The organism is Streptomyces sp. NPDC047002, from assembly GCF_040704505.1.
Classification (GTDB): domain Bacteria; phylum Actinomycetota; class Actinomycetes; order Streptomycetales; family Streptomycetaceae; genus Streptomyces.
This window is the reverse complement of the sequence record NZ_JBEYWC010000032.1, coordinates 44,210-61,493: the sequence shown is the minus strand read 5'-3', so window position 1 is coordinate 61,493 and position 17,284 is coordinate 44,210. Positions and strand designations below refer to the sequence as shown.

The following is a 17,284-nucleotide window of genomic DNA, read 5'->3' as shown; positions in this document are numbered from 1 at the left end:
CGGCTCATGCGCACCATGCTCCTCCTGGGCCCGGGGACCGCACCTCCACGCGGGGGCAGGCGCGAGGCAGTACGCGGGTGCGGGCTGGGCGCGGGCAGCTCCCGGGCCGCACCGCCGTCGCGGCCTTCGGGGCTCCCGGTCGGGCAGCCGCCGGCCGAAGACGAGCGGCTGCCCACCCGTCCGAACGGCATGCCGATGACGAAGCCGCCGAGGTCACCGGCCACCACGGCTGCACCGGCGGCCGCTGCCGTCCCGGCGGGCCTCAGCCCTCCGCGGGCTCCTGCCCCTCACCCGTCAGGCGGGTGAAGGCGGCGAGGTTGCGGGTGGACTCGCCGCGCGCGACCCGCCACGCGTACTCCTTGCGGATGGCCTCGGCGAACCCCAGCTCCAGCAGGGTGTTGAAAGACCCGTCGGCCTCTTCGAGCACCGCGCCGAGCAGCCGGTCGAGCTCGTCCTCGGTGACGGCAGCGAGCGGCACCTTGGCCGTCAGATAGACGTCGCCGAGCCGGTCGATCGCGTAACTCACCCCGTACAGGCGGAGGTTGCGCTCCAGCAGCCAGCGGTGGAAGCGCTCGGCGTTCTCGTCGGGGTGGCGCACGACGAACGCGTTGAGCGAGAGCGCGTGCGCGCCGACGCGCAGCGAGCAGGTGGTGGAGAGCTTCCGGGTGCCCGGCAGGCTCACCACGTACGCGCCGGGCTCGGGCGACTCCCAGGTCACGCACGTCCTGGCGTGGCCCGCCGCGTCCCGGTCCTCAGCCGACTCCGCGTCCGCCGCGGCCAGCGCGTCGAGGGCCTCCTCGACGACGCGCGCCGCGTCCCGTGCCGTGGTCCTCCGCAGCGCCTCACCCATGCGGCGAGCGTACGCGACGCCGGTGGTCGTGCACGGCGGCCTGGTAGACCTCCGCCGTGGCGGCGGCCGCCGCGTCCCAGCCGAAGCCCCGCGCGTGCCGCGCCGCCTCCTCACCCATCCGCTCCACCAGCTCGGGGTGGTCGAGGAAGCGCCGCAGCGCGTCCGCGTAGGCGGCGGGCTCGTGGCCCCGCACGAGCAGGCCCGTACGGCCGCCGCGCACCGCCACCGGCAGGCCGCCCACCTCGGCGGCGACGACCGGCGTACCCGCGGCCTGCGCCTCGATGGCGACCAGGCCGAAGGACTCGCTGTACGACGGCATGACCAGCACGGACGCGGCGCGGAACCAGTCGGCGAGCCGGTCCTGGCCGACCGGCGGCACGAACCGCACCAGGTCGGCGATGCCCAGGCGCGCCGCGAGCTTCTGGAGCTTCTCCGGCTTCGCGAGGCCGCTGCCGCTGGGGCCGCCCACCACGGGCACCACCATCCGGCCGCGCAGCGACGGGTCGCGGTCGACCAGCAGGCCCACCGCGCGCAGCAGCACGTCGGGCGCCTTCAGCGGCTGGATGCGGCCGGCGAACAGCGGCACGAAGGCGTCGGCGGGCAGCCCCACGCGGGCGCGCGCGGCCGCCCTGCCGTCGGCGGGGCGGAAGCGTTCGAGATTGACGCCCGGGTGCACCACGGCGGTGTGCGCGGGGTCCGCGTCGTAGAAGCGGACCAGCTCGGCCGCCTCCTCGTCGGTGTTGGCGATCAGCCGGTCGGCGGCGCGCACCACCTGGGTCTCGCCGATCACCCGGGCCGCGGGCTCGGGGGTGTCGCCCTCGGCGAGCGCGGCGTTCTTGACCTTGGCCATGGTGTGCATGGCGTGCACCAGCGGCACGCCCCAGCGCTCCGCGGCCAGCCAGCCGACGTGCCCTGACAGCCAGTAGTGGGAGTGGACCAGGTCGTAGTGGCCCGGCCGGTGGCCGGCCCACGCCTGCATGACGCCGTGCGTGAAGGCGCAGAGCTGGGCGGGCAGGTCCTCCTTGGCGAGGCCCTCGTAGGGGCCCGCGTCGACATGGCGCACGAGGACGCCCGGCGCCAGCTCGACGGTCGGCGGGAGGCCGCCGGTGGTGGCGCGGGTGAAGATCTCCACCTCGATGTCGATGTCGGCGAGGCGCCTGGCCAGCTCCACGATGTAGACGTTCATCCCGCCCGCGTCGCCCGTCCCCGGCTGGTGCAGCGGGGAGGTGTGGACACTGAGCATGGCGACGCGGCGCGGCCTGCGCCGCTGCCCGGGGAACCTGAGCCTGGCGGGCGTGCCCGTGATCCTGGACACGTACTGGCTCACGTCGACGGTCCTCTCGGTCGGTTCAGCTGCCCTGGCCGCGGGCGGCGCGGCCAGGAGGCGGGCACGAACCTGCCCCCGAACGCCAGAACACCGGAGGGGGAGCATCCATTTCCGCTTTGCCAAAACATTGCGTCGCGTTACGGGCGCGTGTCGCGGCGGGGGCGCGGGCCGCACGCGGTGCGGGCGCCGCGGGGGTTGCGGGCCGCGCAGTGCGGGCAGGCCGGTGTGCGGGCCCACAGTGCGGGCAGGCCGGTGTGCGGGCCGCGCCGTGCGGGCGGGCCGGTGTGCGGGCCGCGCCGTGCGGGCGGGCCGGTGTGCGGGCCGCGCCGTGCGGGCGGGCCGGTGTGCGGGCCGCGCCGTGCGGGCGCGGGTCGGGGCGCCGGCTCCCGCCGGGCGCCGCGGGCGCGTTGGCTACGCTCGCGGTATGCCGCCCCGCCCGCACCCCCGCCCCCTCGGGACCGTGACGCGCGGCACGACCCACCGCAACCGGCTGCGCCGCCAGGACCGCTGGATCGCCGCGGCCCTGGGCGGTGCGCTCCGCACCGCCGACGACCCGGCCGTCGTCGATCTCGGCTACGGCGCGGCGCCCTGGACGGCCGTCGAACTGCTCGCCAGGCTGCGCGCCGTCGCGCCGCGCACCGAGGTCACCGGCGTCGAGATCGACCCTGCGCGGGTCGCCGCCGCGCTCCCCTTCGAGCGCCCGGGGCTGCGCTTCCTGCACGGCGGTTTCGAGGTGCCGCTGCCCGGCGGGCGGCGCCCCCTGCTGATCAGGGCGGCGAACGTGCTGCGCCAGTACGCCGAGGACGAGGTGCCCGCCGCCTGGGCCGGACTCACCTCGCGGCTCGCGCCCGGCGGGCTGCTCGTCGAGGGCACCTGCGACGAGATCGGCCGCCGCCATGTGTGGGTGGCGCTCGGGCCCGAGGGTCCCCGCACCGTCACCTTCGCCGCCCGGCTCGCCGGGCTCGACCGCCCCTCCGACCTGGCGGAGCGGCTGCCGAAGGCCCTCATCCACCGCAACGTGCCGGGCGAGCCGGTCCACGCCTTCCTGCGGGACTTCGACCGCGCGTGGGCGTCGGCCGCCGTGTACGCTCCGCTCGGCGCGCGGCAGCGCTGGACCGCCGCCGTACGCGAACTCGCCGCGGACTGGCCCCTGGTGGGCGGCGCGCGGCGCGGCAGGCCGGGCGAGGTCACGGTCGGCTGGGCGGCGCTCGCGCCGCGCGGCCGCTGACCGTACGGGCCGCTGTCCTTACGGGCCGCGGGCCTCTGAGGGCATTGCGCGCACCGGGCCGCCCGGGTGAGGATGCGGTACGCCCCACGGCGGGACGCCGCACCGGGCCCCGGCACCTCACGGCGCCGCACGGGCCCCGGCGCCCCCGGCCGCGCGGGCGCTGGGGCCGTGAGCACTGGGGGGAACGGGTGAGTCGTCGACGCCGCGTCGCCGCGATCGCGCTGGTGTGCGCGCTCGGGTTGTCCGTGTCGCCAGGACGGGGCACGCACCGCGCGTACGCGGCACCCTCGGGCCCCTCGCTGCCGCCGCAGGACTACGGATCTCCTGTCGCCCCGCCGCCGGTCGAACTCCCGCCGGGGACTGGCGACTTGGCCAAGCCGGGCGGTACGGGAGCGGGTCCGGGCGACGATGCCGTCGGCGCGGGCGCGGCGGACGCCTCGCTCGACGCGGTACGGCTGCGCATCGACAGCCTGTACCGGCAGGCGGGCTCCGCCACCGACGCCTACAACCTGGCGACCGAGCGCGCCGCCGAGCAGAAGGCCCAACTGGCCGCCACGGCACGGGCACTGGTCGAAGGACAGGAGCGCATCGCCGCGCTGAAGCAGCAGGCGGGCGCCGCCGCGCGCGCCCAGTACCGCGGCGGCGGGCTCCCGCCGAGCGCCGGGCTCGCCCTCACCGACGACCCGCAGGCGATGATCGAGGGGCTGGCCCGCGCCAAGGACGAACAGCACGCGGCGAACGGCCTGTTGAACGAGCTGACCACCACGCAGGACGACCTCACCGGCTACGCGCGCGACGCCGGCACCAACTGGCAGAAGCTCAGGGACGACCAGCGGACCACCGCGAAGACCAAGAAGGAGATCACCGCGAAGATCTCCGACGCGCGGGAGCTCGAAGCGGGCCTCAAGGCCGCGGAGAAGGCCCGCCTGCGGACACTTGAGCAGGACGCCGTCGCCACCGCGCAGACCGCCTGGCTCAACTCCCGGGCGCCCAGCGACATGAACCGCGCCCCGAGCGCGGCGGGCGCGCGGGCGCTCGCCTTCGCGACCGCGCAGATCGGCAAGCCGTACGTGTGGGGCGCGGCGGGCCCCGACACGTACGACTGCTCGGGGCTCACCTCCCAGGCGTGGGCCGCGGCGGGCACCCCCGTACCGCGCACGTCGCAGGAGCAGTGGCGGCTGCTGCCGCACGTGCCGCTCGCCGACCTCAGGCCGGGCGACCTGATCGTCTACTACGCGGACGCCAGCCATGTGGCGATGTACGCGGGCGGCGGCAAGATCGTGCAGGCGCCGCGCCCCGGCCGCGACGTGACGCTGTCCGAGGCGGGCGCGATGCCGGTGCTCGGGGCCGTACGGCCGGACGGCGGCGGTGTGACACCGGGCACGTGACACGGCCCACCCGCGGGGGCCCGCACCACGTGATGTTCGTCATGGCCGCGTACGGCGCGGCGGCGCGGCGCTTGTGCGCCCGCCCCGCGAGGACCAGCGAGGAAGCGCCGCACCGGCGCCGCATATGACAGCGGCCGCTTGCCACCACGCCATTCCGTACGGGCCCCGCGTACCGCTAGGGTCCCGGTCGGTGAGGCGTCGATCGTCGCCGCACCGCGCCCTCGGGGGGAGGGAAGGAAGGCCAGAGGAATGCCCGTACCCGTACCGCGGCAGCGCACGGGCTCCGAGACGGAGCACCACGCGGCCGCGGCGGACTCCACCGCCGGGGCCGCCGACAGCGCGGAGGACGCCCGTGGCGGGGGCCGCTCCGGCGGCGCCGAAAACACCGACTGCACCGACCGCACCGACCGCACCGCGGAGGCGGAACACACCGCAGAGACCGAGCAGCACACCGCGGAACACACCGGACGCGCCGGACACAGGGCCGGTCACGCAACCGGTCCGGCCACCGGACGCCCGGGCGCTCCGCCGCCCCAGGACTCCTCCGGCGGCCCCGGCGGCCTCGGTGGCCCGGCGGACGGCGGCCACGGCCCCGACGGCCCGGATGGTCACGGTGGCAGCCACGGCCCCGGCAGCCACCACAACGGCCCCGACGACCACGCCAACGGCGCCTGCGCCCCCGCGCCCGGCGCGCGGCAGCTCACGCTGCTGGTGATCGAGAACGATCCCACGGGCCCTTTCAGCGTGCCCGAGCTGCCCGAGGGCGGCGGGACCCGTGTCCGTATCCGCACCGCGCGCAACCTCACCGAGGCGGCCCGGCTGCTCACCGACGACATCGACTGCCTCCTCGTCGACCTGGCGCTGCCCGGCGGCGAGTGGGACGGGCCGCTCGGCCCGCTCCACCGCGTGCTGCGCCTCGCGCCCGGCCACGCCGTCCTCGCGCTCGCCGCCGAGGGCGACGCGGAGCGCGCCGCGGCGGCCGTGCGCGCGGGCGCGCAGGACTACCTCTCGCGCGACGAACTCGACGGGCGGCTGCTGAGCCGCGCCATCCGCTACGCCGTCGAGCGCAAGCGCGCGGACCGCGCACAGCGCCAGCTCACCGAGTCGCGGCTGCACGCCCAGGAGAACGCCAGGCTGGAGCGCGGGCTGCTGCCGACCCCGCTGCTCGCCGGTTCCGAGCTGCGTTTCGCGTCCCGCTACCGCCCCGGCCGGTCGCGCGCCCTGCTCGGCGGCGACTTCTACGACACGGTCCGCACACCGGACGGCACGGTCCACGCGATGATCGGCGACGTCTGCGGGCACGGCCCCGACGAGGCGGCGCTCGGCGTGGAGCTGCGGATCGCGTGGCGCGCGCTCACCCTCGCGGGGATCCGCGGCGACGAGGTGCTCGCGACGATGCAGCAGGTGCTCGAACACGAGCGGGAGAGCGAGGAGATCTTCGCGACCCTGTGCACGGTCGACATCGACCCGGACGGCCGCGCCGCGCAGGTGCGGCTCGCCGGCCACCCCGCGCCGCTGGTCGCGCGCGGCGGCGAGCCGGCGCGGCTGCTGTCGTACGAGTGCGGCGGGCCCGCGCTCGGACTGCTGCCCGGCGGCAGGTGGCCGAGCAGGCGCGTCGAGCTCGGCGACACCTGGAATCTGATGATCTACACGGACGGGCTGATCGAGGGCCGCGAGGGTCCGGGCGCGAGCCGGCGCCTCGGCGAGGACGCCATGGCCGCGATGGTCGACGAGCAGCTGGCCGCCGGGCTGTGCTGCGACGAACTGCTCGAGGCCGCGCTCGCGCGGGTGGAGGAGCTGAACGGCGGGGAGCTGACCGACGACGTCGCGGTGCTGCTGCTCGGCCGCGGCGCGCACGCGCCCGCGGGCCCGTACGGTCAGCGGCGCCCGTTGTACGGCCCGTAAGGACCGTCGCTGCTCGACCCGCCGCCCCCGCCGCGCCGCCGGCCGCGGCCGAAGCCCCCGCCGCCGCTGACCGCGCGGACCGCGGGCCGCACGTCGACCATGAAGACGATCGTGCCGACGAGGCCGGCGATCTGGAACATCGTGGAGAGCGGGAGCGGGAAGCCGACGATCGGCAGCACGTTCACCGCGACGACGGCGGCGAGGATGGCGACCCAGAACTTCTTCGTCCTCTTGTCCGCGGCGCGGTAGGCGTCCTCACGGGCGGTCGCGGCGACCACCAGCGCGACGATGCCGAACACCAGCAGGAACACGCTGATCAGAAAGAGGACGAAGCCGAACCCTGTGAGCAACATGCTGTGCACCGCCTGAGAAGAAGATGGGTGGTGTGCCGCCTGCCACCGTACGCGAACACCCCGACAACGGACCGCGCGCGGAAACAATGCCCGAAACGCCCGGGCGCCGCCCTGCCGCGGCGCGGCGCCCGGCCCCCACGGCTACTTCCCCTCGGTGGTCGGCGGCGTCTTGCGCGCGCCCGCCGCCTTGCGGGGCGCGGCCTTGCGCGGGGTGGCCTTGCGGGGCGCCGCCCTGCGGGCAGCGGGGGCGGGCGGCGCCGCCGCCTCGGCCGGGTCGGTGGCGACCGGCGTCTGCGGCGCGGACGCGGGCGCCTTGGCGGCGGGCGCGTCGGGCTCGACGGCGACGGCGATGTCGGTGAGGTCCTCGGCGGCCTCGCCGCGCCAGCCGCGCACGCTCTGCTCGCCGCGCTCGGCGACGCGCACATAGGTCTCGCGGGCCTTCACCGCGTACTCCAGGGCGGCCCCGACGCCGCGCAGCGCCAGGCTCTGCGCGGTCTCGCCCAGCTTGCGCGGGTCGCGGTCGAGCGAGCCGAACAGCTCGGTCACCTTGGTCTGCACGCGCTCCTGCGCCTCGCGCGCACGCTCGGCCGCCTGCTCCTGCACGGCGCGCGGGTCGGCCCTGCGCACCGCGTCGAGCCGCTCGGGCGCCTTCTTGACCTGCTCCCTCACCTGCTCGGCGACCAGGTCGGCGGTCCCGGCCGCGAAGTAGAGCGGGGTCGGGTCGGTCAGGGTCTTACGCAGGTCATCGGTGATGGCCATCTCGGTCAACCTCCTGGATCGATTGAGGGTGGGAGGGTCGTACGACAGCACCGCGGGCCGCCCGGCGCCCGGTCAGGGCGCTTCGGCCCCCGCGCCGTTCTCCTTGCGGAACGACTCGTAGATCTGCAGCAGGGCCTGCTTCTGCCGCTCGTTGATCGAGGGGTCGGCGAGGATGGCGGCGCGCGTCTCCACGCTCTCCCGCTCCCGCTCGTCCAACATCCCGGCCTGCACGTACAGCGTCTCGGCGGAGATGCGCAGCGCCTTGGCGAGCTGCTGGAGGATCTCCGCGCTCGGCTTGCGCAGCCCGCGCTCGATCTGGCTCAGATACGGATTGGACACCCCGGCGGCGTCGGCGAGCTGCCGCAGCGAGAGCTGCGCACTGCGCCGCTGCTCCCGCAGGTACTCCCCGACATTGCCGACGTTGAGTGCTGCCATGCCCTCCACCATGCACCCACCCCGCTAACTTCTGCAAGCGCCCCCGCTTGCAGAAGCACGCGCAACACCCGACCGCAGGCCCCCGGATATCGCGCCGGTCGGTGGGTGGTGGGCTGCTAGCTTGCGGCCGTGGATCTCTTCTCACGCTCCTGGGCGGCGTTGCGCGCGGCGGTCGCCGGGCTCTCCGACGGGGACTTCGCGCGGCCGTCGGGCTGCGCCGGCTGGCTCGTGCGGGACCTGGTGTGCCACCTGGTCATCGACGCCCAGGACGTCCTGATCACCCTCGTGACGCCTGTCGACGAGGAGCCGACGCGCGACGCGGTGACGTACTGGGACGTCTCGGGAACACCGCCGACCGGCGACGACCCGCTCGACGCGCTGATCGTCCGGCTGGCCGCCGCGTACGAGGAGCCGGGGCTGCTCAAGTTCCACCTCGACGACGTCGGCTCCGCCGCGGACCGCGCCGCGGCGCTCGCCGACCCGGGCCTGCGGGTCGGCACCCGCGGCGAGGTCCTCACCGCGGGCGACTACCTCTGCGCGTACGTCCTGGAGTGGACGCTGCACCACCTCGACCTGGTCGCACACCTGCCCCGCACGGCCGGGCCGCCCGCGGAAGCCCTCGGCCGGTCACGGGCGGTGCTGGAGGAGATCGCGGGGGCCGCGTTCCCCGCGTCGTTCTCGGACGAGGACGCGCTGCTCGTGGGCACCGGAAGGCGGGCACCGACCGCCACGGAGGAGGCCGAACTGGGCGAGCTGGCCGGGCAACTCCCCTTCGTCCTCGGGTGATCGGCCCGGTGACGGCTACGCGCTGTACCGGCGCGTCGGGTACGTTCCGCTCGGCGGGTTCACCGGGTTCACCGGGTTCACCGGGTTCGCCTTCACCGGCGGTGCACGGCGGGGGCGTTGAGCGGTCGGTACGGCAACGGGCGCGGGTCAGAGCGGCGTTGGTGACCGTGTGTAGACGCCCGCGCGTGCCGCGGCGAGGGCCGCGGCCGCCGCGCGGTCGGCCGCGCGGTCGTCCAGGGGGCCGCCGCTGATCAGGGCGCGGTGGTAGAGGGGCGCCGAGACGGCCCGTACGACCTCGTGCGGGTCGGTGCCTTCGGGCGCCTCGCCCCTGCGGACGGCGCAACGTACGCGCTCCGCCCACTCCTCGACACGGGTCTCGTAGAAGCGGCGCAGCGCACGCGCGGTGCGCGGGTCGCCGGTCGAGGCGGCGATCACGGCGCGCAACAGCGGGCCCTGGCGCGGGTCGTTGAGCGTCGCGACCACGAGGCGGGCGCCGGCCCGCAGGTCGCCTTCGAGGGAGCCGGTGCCTTCGCGGTGCACGGACTGCTCCGCCATGGCGTCGAGCAGGTCGGCGACGAGCCCCGCGGCGGTCGACCAGCGCCGGTACACGGTCGTCTTGCCGACCTCGGCGCGGCGCGCGATGTCGGTGAGGTCGAGCCGGTCGAAGCCGTGCTCGGCCAGGGCGTCGCCCGCCGCGCGCAGCACGGCGGCGCGCACCCGGGCCGTGCGGCCGCCGGGTCTGACCGTGCCCGGGTCCTTGGCGCCCGGTCTCGCCGGCGCGGCGCCGCCGCCCCCGGCCTCACCGAGGCCCGTCATCGCGGGGCTCCAGTTCCATCTGCATCCTTCCGCCGGTGGCGCGGGACGGCCCTGAGGGAACAGGGGCCCGGCGGGCGCCGCCGTGCGGGCGGGGTGCCGATCCCGTCCGGCGCGCGCGGCCGTGCCCGGGAGGCATGATCGTACCGGGGGCCGCCCCGGGCCCCGGTGGACGCGCGGCGTCACCCGAAATGCTGCCGCTCGCACGTGTGTTGCAGCCGCGCGGGCGCCGCAGGCCCGCGCGGAACTCCCGTGCCGGGGAGGGAGGGGCTCAGGGCCTGCGCCTGTGGTGCTTCTTGTCGTCCTCGGGGCCCCGGCCTGCCGGGGGCTTCCTGCCGTCGAGCTCGTCCCACCACTCGTCGGACTTCTGGTCGCCCGACGTCTCGTCCCACCAGCGGTCACCGCGCCCGCGCGCATTGCCCACCATCGCGGCGACGGGCGGGATCACCATCGCCACCACGCACATCGCGACCGCGGCCGGAACCGACCACAGCCGTACGAACGCCCACGCGGACACGAAGAGGACCAGGCATCCGCACATGAGCGCGAAGTAACGACGACGCCGTCGCGTGTACATGTCTTCAGCGTACGACCGGCCGGAGGCGCCCGGCCAGCGCTGCACAGGGCCCGGGCGCACACGGGTGCGGGGCCCGCTCCCCCCGAGGGAACGGGCCCCGCACCGGCGTGCGTCCGGCACGCGGTCTCAGACCGCGATCGCGACCTCCGCGAGGCCGCCGGTCTGCGCGACGACCGTGCGGTCGGCCGTCGCACCCGGGACCAGGGCGCGCACCGTCCACGTGCCCTCGGCCGCGTAGAAGCGGAACTGCCCGGTCGCCGAGGTCGGCACCTCCGCGGTGAACTCGCCCGTGGAGTCAAGCAGGCGCACGTACCCGGTGACGGGCTCGCCGTCGCGGGTCACCTGGCCCTGGATCGTGGTCTCACCGGGCTTGATCGTCGAGGCGTCGGGGCCGCCGGCCTTCGCTCCACACATGCTTCTTCGTCCTCCGGGTAGGGCGGTCGCGGTCGGGTGCGACGCGCGGTCTGGTGCGGGGCGCCCGGGAGGGGCGCCCCGCAGGCGCGTACGGGTTACTTCGCCGCGCCGAGCTCGATCGGAACGCCGATGAGCGAGCCGTACTCGGTCCACGAGCCGTCGTAGTTCTTGACGTTCTGGACGCCCAGCAGCTCGTGCAGGACGAACCAGGTCAGCGCGGAGCGCTCACCGATGCGGCAGTAGGCGATGGTGTCCTTGGACAGGTCGACCTGCTCGTCGGTGTAGAGCTGCTTGAGCTCCTCGTCCGACTTGAAGGTGCCGTCGTCGTTGGCGTTCTTCGACCACGGGATGTTGCGGGCGGACGGGACGTGGCCCGGGCGCTGCGACTGCTCCTGCGGCAGGTGCGCGGGCGCGAGCAGCTTGCCGCTGAACTCGTCGGGCGACCGCACGTCGACCAGGTTCTGGCTGTCGATCCCGGCGACGACCTCGTCGCGGAACGCGCGGATCGAGGTGTCCTGCGGCTTGGCCCGGTAGTTCGTGGCGGCGCGCTGCGGCACCTCCTCGACCAGCTCGCGGGCGTCGAGCTCCCACTTCTTGCGGCCGCCGTCGAGCAGCTTGACGCTGTCGTGGCCGTACAGCTTGAAGTACCAGTACGCGTAGGACGCGAACCAGTTGTTGTTGCCGCCGTACAGGACGACCGTGTCGTCGTTGGCGACACCCTTGGCGGACAGGAGCTTCTCGAAGCCCTCCTGGTCGATGAAGTCGCGGCGCACCGGGTCCTGGAGGTCCTGCTTCCAGTCGATCCGGACGGCGTTCTTGATGTGGTTCTTGTCGTACGCCGAGGTGTCCTCGTCGACCTCTACGACGACGACCTTGGGGTCGTCGAGGTGCGACTCGACCCAGTCGGCGTCGACCAGGACGTCGGTGCGGCTCATGCTGTTTCCCTCCGGGGCAGTGTTCGGCGAGGTGATGGTGGGGGCTTGCCTCCCGGCTCCTCCCGCCGCCCGCGCGGCCAGGGGCGGCGCGGAAGGGCGGGGGCGAGACGCGGGCCGCCCTGGGCAGCAGGGCGGGGGGTCGGTACGCGGCCGCAGGTCACGGGCGCGGGGCGGGCACGGCCGCCCCGGCGTTCCTCAGCGTGCGGGTACCGGCTGGGCGTCGCGACAGAGCATGGTGGCAACGCGGCACAGGTCTACTGCCCGCCGCTTTGTGAGATCCACTCGCAGATCCACCCGTCGCTCCATGGGCCCGATCGTAAGGACGCACACACGCCCATGTCACCGGTGTGTCGCATGCTGAGACAAGAGTGTCCGCGATGCGGTACGGGAGGGCGGTGCGGGGTGGGCGCGGGCGCCGGGCCGGGGTCCGCACGGGCCCGCGCGCGGGTACGGTGCGCGCGGGCGGACGGACCGTCTCACCATCCGGCCGGAGCGCGTGAGCCGCCCGCCCGGGCGCCGTACGCGGCCCCCGGGGCCGGGCTGCCGCCCCGGGCTCAGCCCTCCAGGGCGACATCCGTGCCGGTGCCGGAGAAGCGGAGGCCGTCGTCGGAGACGGTGACCTTGTCCAGCGTCACCGTGGACGGCAGGCCGTCCAGCTTCAGCTTCGCGTCGATCAGCGACTTGATCTGGTCGGCGAGGCCGGGCACCGGCAGCCCCGAGATGTCGTCGAAGTCGAGCCGGACCGTGGCGCCGTCCGCCATGGTCACCTTGGCGTACGCGGTCAGGGTCCGGTCCCCGAGCACCTGGGCGATCAGGCCCGAAGGGTCGGGGATGTGCAGGGTGTCCAGCAGGTCCTTCGCCTTGGCGACCACCTTGACCTGGCCCTTCGCCGCGCGCTCCGGGCCCGCGTAGGAGACCGTCGCGCCCTGCGGAAGCGCGGCGCCGAGGTCCGCGTACGACAGGCGCGCCGAGCCGTCGGCCGTGCCGGCGGTCGCGGACGAGAAGCTGCTGTCGATCCGCACGTCCTTGAGTACGGCCCTGACGTCCGTGACCCGCACGTCGTGGCCGTTGGCTGAGGCGGTGAGGCTGCCGAGGCCGACGTCGACCTCGTCGAGCGACTTCCCCGCCACCTGCGTCAGGAAGGGGAAGCCCTTCACCGAGACGCTCGGCTTGGCGTCGAGGTGCTGGCTCGACTGGATACGGTCGGCGACCTTGCCCTCCGCGTAGTGCAGCGCGAGCCGGTCCGCGGCCACGAACAGACCGCAGACGACCACGACGAAGATCAGCAGTATCCGCAGTGCGCGCATCGCTCGTTGTCCCCCAAGTCCTCGGCCGCGCCCCTGTTGGCGCGGCCGTGCTCCCTCGTGTGCCGCGGCTCCCACCTGCGTGTGCCGTGGTGCCGTGGTGCCACGTGTTCCCCCTGTGGTGACGGCGACCCTAGGCCATCGGTTCACCCGGCGGCGGTCCTGGGTCGTGTCCGCAAAGTCGCGGCGCTCCGGTCAGCCGAACACCCGTCCCAGCAGGTAGACGGCGGGCGCGGCGGCCGTCAGCGGGAGCGCCACGCCCGCGGTCATGTGGACGAACCTGGACGGGTAGTCGTAGCTCGCCGCGCGCAGGCCGATCAGCGCGCACACCCCGGCGGCGAGGCCGAGCAGCGCGCCCTTCCCGCCGATGTCCGTGACGGCGCCCATCAGCAGTCCCGCGCCCGCGGCGACCACCAGCGAGGCGACGACCGAGACGGGCCCCGGCAGCGGCAGCGCCCTGACCACGGTGGCCGCGGCGACCGCGACCGCACCGACGACGACGGCGTGCGGCGCCGCGGCGAGGTGCCCTGTGGCGACGATCGAGAGCGCCGCGGAGACGACGGTCGCGAGCAGGCCCGTGAGGCGGGTGTCCGGGTCGGCGTGGCTGCGCAGCTGGAGCACGACGGTGAGCAGCACCCACACGCCGAGCGTGCCGATGATCGCGGCGGGCGCCTGGCCCTTGCCGAGCGCGAGCACGGCGGCGTCGGCGACGAGGCCACCGAGGAAGGCGAGCGCGATGCCCTGGCGGGCCGGCCACATGCCGTTGAGCCGGAACCAGCCGGCCGCCGTCACCGCCTGGAGCACCACCACGGGCACGAGCAGCGCGTACGGGCCGAGCGCGGCGCCGCCCGCGAGCAGCAGCCCGAGCACGGCGGTGAGGCCCGCCGGCTGGATGCCCGGCGGGATGATCGGCGACCTGCCCTCCGCGCGGGCGCGCTGGGCGTCGGTGACGCGGGCGTTGCCGAGGGTGGTGGGGGTGCCGTAGCCGTCGGCCCCGGGGCCCGCGGGCGGCGCCGTCTGCGGGCCGCCGGCGTCCGTGCCGGGCCCCGGGTACGGGTGCCCTGCGTGGGCGGGCCCTGCCTGCCCGGGGCCCGCGTGGGCGGGGACAGGGGGCAGGACCTCGGTGGGCGCCGCATACGGCCCCTGGCCGGCGGCCAGGTGCGGCTGCTGCGCCGGCGCGGGCACCTCGGGCGGCAGCGGGTAGGCGCCCGAGGGCTGCGCGGGGGTGCCGGGGACCGGTGCGGCGAGCAGCGCGGTCTCCTCGGCCGCCGACGGCGGCCCGCCGGGGCGGTACCCGCCGTACGGCGCGGCGGCGGACCCGTAGGGCGGCTGCTGCGGATACGCCCGCCCGGGCTCGGGGCCGTACGGCTGCCCGGGCTGGGCGTGGGCTGCGGCCTGGGCCTGGGTGGCGTACTGCTGCCCTGGCTGGGCCTGAGCTGGAGCCTGGCCCTGACTCGGGCCGTACGGCCGGCCCGGCTGGGCCTGCGCTGCGGCCTGATCCCGGCTCTGGCCGTACGGCTGACCCGGCTGCCCCGGCTCGGCCTGGGCGTACGGCCGGCCCGGCTGCGGCTGCGGCTGCCCCGAGGGGTGCGGGTACTGCAACTGCCCGGCGTCGTACGGCCCCTGCAGCTGCGCGGGGGCGGACCCGTACGGTCTCTGCGGCTGCGCGGGGGCGGCGCCGTACGGCTGCGGCGGCTGCGCGGGGGCTTCCTGCCACGGGACGGCGGGCTGGGTGGCGGTGTCCCAGGTCTGGCCCCGCCAGGTCTGGGTGGTGGACTCGGCGTCCTCGGCGTACCGGCGGTCCCGCGCTGGGGCCGGCTCGTAGCGGCCGTCCCCCGGCCCGTGGGCGGGGCCCTGGGGACCGCCCGGGTGCCCGGGCCCCGCCGCGTGCGGGTCGTACCCGCCGCGGCCCTCGTGCCCGTGGCGGGGGCCTTGCTGATCGCTGCTCATGCTGTGCGCTTCACCCTCCTGCGAACGGCGGGAGCACCTCGACCGTGCCGCCCTCGGCAAGCCGTACGGTCTCATGCCCGCGGGTCCCGACGGCGAGGCCGTCGACGAGGAAGGAGCACCGCGCGAGGACGCGTTCAAGGTCACCCGGGTGCCGCGCGCGGGCGCCTGCCAGCGCATCGGCCAGGGTGTCCGCCGCGTACGGCTCCTCGGCGACCCCTGCCGCCGCCTTCGCCGCGGCCCAGTAGCGGATCGTGCCCGCCGCCATCGCGGTACCTCCCTCTCGGCCTCCGTCGGCCGCGTCGGCCTCCATGATGGCCGACGCGGCGGGGTGCTCGGTCACGTGTGCCCCTCCCGCGCCCCTCGGGAGCGGGACGCGGGCACGGGGGACGCGGCCGCGGCCCAGCCGGCGATCCGGGTGAGCAGCGGCTCGCCCGCCGCGTTCTCCGCGTGCCCCATGCCGGGCTCGATCCACAGCTCGGCCGCGCCCTCCGCGGCCGCGGACGCCAGCATCCGCGGGTGGTCGAGCGGGAAGTACGGGTCGCGGTCGCCGTGCACGACCAGCAGCGGCGCGGGCGCGACCAGCGGCACGGCGGCGACCGGCGACAGCGGTACGGGGTCCCAGTCGTGCTGGTAGATGCGGGTGTGCAGGCCGAAGCGGCCGACCGCCCTGCCGAAGCGCCGGGTGACGATCCAGTGCAGGCGGCGCATCGGGGCCGTACCCCGGTAGTACCAGCGCGCCGGGCTGCTCACGCAGACCACGGCGTCCGGCCGGGCGTCCGGCGCTTCCCGGTAGAGCGCGGCGTGGCGTACGACGACGGAGCCGCCCATCGAGAAGCCGACGGTCACCACGCGCCGGTGCCCGAGCGACCTGGCCCAGCGCACGGCGGCCGCCAGGTCGAGCACCTCGCGGTCGCCGACCGTGGAGCGGCCGCCGGACGCGCCGTGCCCGCGGAAGGAGAACGTGACGACGGCCGCGCCGCGTGCGAAGACCTGGGCGGCCCTGCGCACGGCGGGGCGGTCGACGCTGCCGGTGAAGCCGTGGGCGACGACGACGGCGGTGCGCGGCGCGGGGTCGGCGACACGTCCGTGAGCGCCGCCGTCCACACGGCCGTCACCTGCGACATCCGCCGTGCACGGCGCGTACATCGCCTCGATCCTGACGCCGTCCTCCGTGCCGAGGACGGCCCGCACGGCGCCCGGCGGGCCGCCGGAAGCGGATGATCTGCGGTATCGCCCTCCTGACATGGCACACATGTGGGCTATTCTGCTGGGGAAGAGGACCCGGCGATGCAGCCACCGGGTCCTTTTGCGTTTTCTGCTTGGTGTTACAAGCAGATGAACGGATGGAACAACGTCACCCATGCGGTACGGACGGCGCTCCCCGGCCCCGCCCGCACCGCACGGCATTGCCCCCACCGCAGGGACCGAGGAGGAACCGACGTCATGGGCAAGCAATCACCGGACCATCACCCCACTTCCCGCCACAGCCGCGGCAGGCCCCGCCACGACCGGCGCGGGCGCGCCGCGGGCATCGGGCGGCCCGCGCGCGCCGCCTGTACGACCCGGGCGGGTGAGGCCCGATGAGTTCCCTCCTCCTGCTCACCAACGCCCTCCAGCCCTCCGCCGAGGTGCTGCCCGCGCTCGGCCTGCTCCTGCACAGCGTGCGGGTGGCCCCTGCCGAGGGGCCCGCCCTCGTGGACACCCCGGGCGCCGACGCGATCCTCGTCGACGGCCGGCGCGACCTGCCGCAGGTCCGCTCGCTGTGCCAGCTGCTGCGCTCCACGGGCCCCGGCTGCCCGCTGCTCCTCGTGGTCACCGAGGGCGGCCTGGCCGCGGTCTCCGCCGACTGGGGCGTGGACGACGTGCTGCTCGACACGGCGGGCCCCGCCGAGGTCGAGGCGCGCCTCAGGCTCGCCACCGGGCGCCGGCAGATCACCGACGACGACGGCCCCGCCGAGATCCGCAACGGCGACCTGTCGGTCGACGAGGCCACCTACAGCGCCAAGCTGAAGGGCCGGGTGCTCGACCTGACCTTCAAGGAGTTCGAGCTGCTGAAGTACCTGGCGCAGCACCCCGGCCGGGTCTTCACCCGCGCCCAGCTCCTCCAGGAGGTCTGGGGCTACGACTACTTCGGCGGCACCCGCACCGTCGACGTCCACGTGCGCCGCCTGCGCGCGAAGCTCGGCCCCGAGCACGAGTCGCTGATCGGCACGGTGCGCAACGTCGGCTACCGCTTCGTGTCCCCCGAGAAGCCGGAGTC

The 17,284-nt window shown here is 75.6% G+C and carries 18 protein-coding genes and 1 pseudogene; 5 read left to right on the top strand and 14 right to left on the bottom strand.

Translation table 11 applies throughout. The features are described 5' to 3' along the window. Positions 1–262: 262 nt before the first annotated feature. Both AB0910_RS25225 and mshA read right to left on the bottom strand, forming a co-directional pair. The gene (locus tag AB0910_RS25225; RefSeq protein WP_366746915.1) at positions 263–850 is read right to left on the bottom strand and encodes a YbjN domain-containing protein; all 588 of its coding nucleotides are present in this window, start codon (positions 848–850) and stop codon (positions 263–265) included. Then, positions 843–2,177, bottom strand: a complete 1,335-nt coding sequence (gene mshA / locus AB0910_RS25220; RefSeq protein ID WP_366746914.1) for a D-inositol-3-phosphate glycosyltransferase — start codon at positions 2,175–2,177, stop codon at positions 843–845. The genes AB0910_RS25225 and mshA overlap by 8 nt, the downstream gene beginning before the upstream one ends. 424 nt (positions 2,178–2,601) lie before the next feature. Here mshA and AB0910_RS25215 point away from each other — a divergent pair, with 424 nt between their 5' ends. The 3 genes from AB0910_RS25215 (at position 2,602) to AB0910_RS25205 (ending at position 6,698) form a co-directional block, all read left to right on the top strand. Further along, on the top strand, positions 2,602–3,405 hold the full coding sequence (locus tag AB0910_RS25215) for a class I SAM-dependent methyltransferase (RefSeq protein WP_366746913.1): 804 nt from the start codon (positions 2,602–2,604) through the stop codon (positions 3,403–3,405). 188 nt (positions 3,406–3,593) lie between these two features. Continuing rightward, positions 3,594–4,793 carry a C40 family peptidase gene (locus tag AB0910_RS25210; protein ID WP_366746912.1) on the top strand — a complete coding sequence of 400 codons (1,200 nt, stop codon included), beginning with the start codon at positions 3,594–3,596 and terminating at the stop codon, positions 4,791–4,793. 249 nt (positions 4,794–5,042) lie between these two features. Continuing rightward, entirely contained in the window at positions 5,043–6,698 is a 1,656-nt protein-coding gene (locus tag AB0910_RS25205) for a PP2C family protein-serine/threonine phosphatase (RefSeq protein WP_366746911.1), read from the top strand. Here AB0910_RS25205 and AB0910_RS25200 read toward each other — a convergent pair. From AB0910_RS25200 to AB0910_RS25190, 3 genes are all read right to left on the bottom strand, one after another. Beyond that, a complete protein-coding gene (locus tag AB0910_RS25200; protein ID WP_366746910.1) occupies positions 6,671–7,051 on the bottom strand; it encodes a DUF2516 family protein in 381 nt (126 codons plus the stop codon). The genes AB0910_RS25205 and AB0910_RS25200 overlap by 28 nt on opposite strands. A 141-nt stretch (positions 7,052–7,192) precedes the next feature. Then, positions 7,193–7,810 (bottom strand): hypothetical protein, encoded by a 618-nt coding sequence (locus AB0910_RS25195; RefSeq protein ID WP_366746909.1) that lies wholly within the window; start codon positions 7,808–7,810, stop codon positions 7,193–7,195. A gap of 72 nt (positions 7,811–7,882) precedes the next feature. Beyond that, positions 7,883–8,245, bottom strand: coding sequence for a helix-turn-helix transcriptional regulator (locus tag AB0910_RS25190; protein WP_366746908.1), 363 nt, complete (start codon positions 8,243–8,245; stop codon positions 7,883–7,885). Between the two features lie 129 nt (positions 8,246–8,374). On the opposite strand from AB0910_RS25190, the gene AB0910_RS25185 reads away from it, so the two are divergent. Continuing rightward, positions 8,375–9,031 (top strand): maleylpyruvate isomerase N-terminal domain-containing protein, encoded by a 657-nt coding sequence (locus tag AB0910_RS25185; protein ID WP_366746907.1) that lies wholly within the window; start codon positions 8,375–8,377, stop codon positions 9,029–9,031. Positions 9,032–9,178: 147 nt separating this feature from the next. On the opposite strand, the gene AB0910_RS25180 is transcribed toward AB0910_RS25185, so the two are convergent. The 9 genes from AB0910_RS25180 to AB0910_RS25140 form a co-directional block, all read right to left on the bottom strand. Further along, positions 9,179–9,847 carry a TetR/AcrR family transcriptional regulator gene (locus tag AB0910_RS25180; protein WP_366746906.1) on the bottom strand — a complete coding sequence of 223 codons (669 nt, stop codon included), beginning with the start codon at positions 9,845–9,847 and terminating at the stop codon, positions 9,179–9,181. Positions 9,848–10,115: 268 nt separating this feature from the next. Continuing rightward, positions 10,116–10,466: a DUF3099 domain-containing protein gene (locus tag AB0910_RS25175; RefSeq protein ID WP_366746905.1), complete on the bottom strand. Its 351-nt coding sequence runs from the start codon at positions 10,464–10,466 to the stop codon at positions 10,116–10,118. Between the two features lie 81 nt (positions 10,467–10,547). Beyond that, a complete protein-coding gene (locus tag AB0910_RS25170; RefSeq protein WP_266770873.1) occupies positions 10,548–10,835 on the bottom strand; it encodes a DUF1416 domain-containing protein in 288 nt (95 codons plus the stop codon). Positions 10,836–10,930: 95 nt separating this feature from the next. Beyond that, positions 10,931–11,770: a sulfurtransferase gene (locus AB0910_RS25165; RefSeq protein WP_366746904.1), complete on the bottom strand. Its 840-nt coding sequence runs from the start codon at positions 11,768–11,770 to the stop codon at positions 10,931–10,933. 195 nt (positions 11,771–11,965) lie between these two features. Next, on the bottom strand, positions 11,966–12,076 hold the full coding sequence (locus tag AB0910_RS25160; RefSeq protein WP_366746903.1) for a putative leader peptide: 111 nt from the start codon (positions 12,074–12,076) through the stop codon (positions 11,966–11,968). Between the two features lie 248 nt (positions 12,077–12,324). After that, on the bottom strand, positions 12,325–13,077 hold the full coding sequence (locus tag AB0910_RS25155) for a DUF2993 domain-containing protein (protein ID WP_366746902.1): 753 nt from the start codon (positions 13,075–13,077) through the stop codon (positions 12,325–12,327). Positions 13,078–13,269: 192 nt separating this feature from the next. Further along, positions 13,270–15,024: a hypothetical protein gene (locus AB0910_RS25150; protein ID WP_366746901.1), complete on the bottom strand. Its 1,755-nt coding sequence runs from the start codon at positions 15,022–15,024 to the stop codon at positions 13,270–13,272. A 10-nt stretch (positions 15,025–15,034) separates the two neighbouring features. Next, on the bottom strand, positions 15,035–15,289 hold the full coding sequence (locus tag AB0910_RS25145; protein ID WP_366746939.1) for a MoaD/ThiS family protein: 255 nt from the start codon (positions 15,287–15,289) through the stop codon (positions 15,035–15,037). 71 nt (positions 15,290–15,360) lie between these two features. Next, positions 15,361–16,278 carry an alpha/beta fold hydrolase gene (locus AB0910_RS25140; protein ID WP_366746900.1) on the bottom strand — a complete coding sequence of 306 codons (918 nt, stop codon included), beginning with the start codon at positions 16,276–16,278 and terminating at the stop codon, positions 15,361–15,363. A 326-nt stretch (positions 16,279–16,604) separates the two neighbouring features. Between AB0910_RS25140 and AB0910_RS25135 the strand changes: the two are divergent. Continuing rightward, positions 16,605–17,282: pseudogene (locus AB0910_RS25135) on the top strand (response regulator transcription factor); the annotation flags it as partial. Positions 17,283–17,284: the final 2 nt, after the last annotated feature.